Annotated in this window: 3 protein-coding genes; all 3 read left to right on the forward strand. The window is 51.2% G+C overall.

Translation table 11 applies throughout. The annotated features are described in order from the left end of the window. A partial coding sequence (locus ACOSYY_RS19975; RefSeq protein ID WP_421664715.1) for a metal ABC transporter substrate-binding protein occupies nt 1–353 on the forward strand: 353 nt, incomplete at its 5' end. 39 nt (nt 354–392) lie between these two features. Next, nucleotides 393–1,184 carry a metal ABC transporter ATP-binding protein gene (locus ACOSYY_RS19980; protein ID WP_421664716.1) on the forward strand — a complete coding sequence of 264 codons (792 nt, stop codon included), beginning with the start codon at nt 393–395 and terminating at the stop codon, nt 1,182–1,184. A gap of 373 nt (nt 1,185–1,557) precedes the next feature. Further along, the coding region (locus tag ACOSYY_RS19985) for a class I SAM-dependent methyltransferase (protein WP_421664717.1) at nt 1,558–2,042 on the forward strand (485 nt) is incomplete at its 3' end.

Consider the following 2,042-nt stretch of genomic DNA (forward strand, 5'->3'; position numbering starts at 1 on the left):
GCACTCAGCGACTCTCCGACCGGCGTTTCATCGCCCACCATCCGGCTTGGCCCTATTTGGCGAAGCGATTCAGCCTCGACATTGTCGGCACGATTCATCTGCAAACCGGGACAGAACCATCCGCCCTTCACCTCCAGTCCCTTATCGAGAAAATTAGAAAGGAGAAGGTCAAGGTGATCGTATCCGAGGTTCAACTCAGCCAACGGCTTCCTGAGCTGCTGGCAAGAGAAACCAAGGCCCATGTCGTCGTCTTGACGACGATGCCGGGCGGTTTATCAGGAACTGAGACCTACCTCGACATGCTCCGCTATAATGTGCTCCAATTAGCCGGTGCATTGGAAAAGACCTCGTAACCTTTTCTCATCTAACTGCCGGAAGGAGCTTCGGATTCCGTGTCTGCCCCCCGCGAGCCGATCATTCGTTTTGATCATGCCTCCTTCGGATTTCCCGGGCTCATTGCACTCCAGGATATCTCGCTATCCATCTACGAAGGGGAGTTTGTCGGAGTCATCGGCCCCAACGGATCAGGTAAAACGACGCTGTGCCGTGCCGTACTGGGCCTCCTCGCTCCCGTCGAGGGTCACCTCCATATCTTCGATTGTGCCTGCGACAAACTCCGCTGCTACCATCGCGCCAAGATAGGCTATCTCCCCCAGAAAGGAGCCGTTGATAGGAATTTTCCGGTGACGGTCCTGGAAACAGTGATGATGGGTCGTTACGGAGCACTGGGCCTGTTCAAGCGTCCAGTGAGGAAGGATCATGACATAGCATTGGAAGCCCTGACTCAGGTGGGAATGGATTCTCACAAGGATGATGCCCTGGGTCAGCTGTCCGGCGGCCAACAGCAGCGCGTCTTTATCGCCAGGGCCCTGGCCCAGCAACCCAAGGTCCTGATACTGGATGAACCGACCACCGGGCTGGATATCACCGCCCAACACAATGTCATTGAGCTCGTGCAGCACCTTCATGATGAGCTCAAATTGACTGTCCTGCTGATTACCCACGATATTAATATGATCCGCTCTCGGGTGGATCGATTGGTGCTCCTCAAAACCAGGCTCTTCGCCGCTGGTCCCCCCGCCGACGTTCTAAAACCCGACATCCTCCACCAGGTCTACGGCAAAGACCTTGTCATTACAGAGAAGGATCTCGTCATCGTCGAAGATTATCACCATCACCACTAGAAATTAGCAGATCCTGGAACTAAGCTTCTCCGTCAACGAACACATCGAGAAGCAACTACTTTCATAAAGACGCGCCAATGTTCTAAGAAGTCTTAGGGATGCTATAGTACGGATCATTCGTTGGTATAGGGAGGATCCGGGTTGAGAAGAAAACAGGTTCGGTGTCCTCATCTGATCCAGGCGCGTCGCGGTTGGGATGACAGAGGAGATCATCAGACAGTGCGTCGCTCGGAGGGAAGGAGAAGACCGGAACAGGCGAAGCTTGGATTCTGAGAAAGCACTACTTGTAACGGTTGATGGACCTATTACTGTAATGGGAATTTTCAACTCGTGAGAAATTCGGCATGTCTATAACAGGATTCTTGAGATTGGGATGAGCAAAATGATCAGTCCAAAGATGGTCCGCATCATCAGCAAGGCGTTACGGATCTGCAATGAAAGGCTTCATTTCTATCGATATTTCCCACTTAACGGTATGCGCTATTCTCCACATGATCTGGAAGGTTTAGATTCTCGGTATCGAGTGATGCATGAGATGCACGTTAAGGCACATACCGGACTCATCCAAGAAATGCGCGAACGCCAGTTCACTACCGTTCTGGAAGTGGCCTGTGGAACCGGCTGGAATATCCCTCACTTTCAAAATAACGGTTTTGAGTATTACGGTCTTGATATCTCCGAAACGGCCATTGCATTTGCCATGATGAAATACCCAGAGCATCGATATTTCAATCTTGGTATTTGCGACAGCTCCATGATTGGCGGGGATTCCTTTGACATTGTTTATTCCTCATCAATGCTTGAGCATATTGGGTACTATGAGGAAGCTATGCGGGAAATGATACGACTCTCGAAAAG

This window comes from Nitrospira sp. BLG_2, assembly GCF_049222245.1.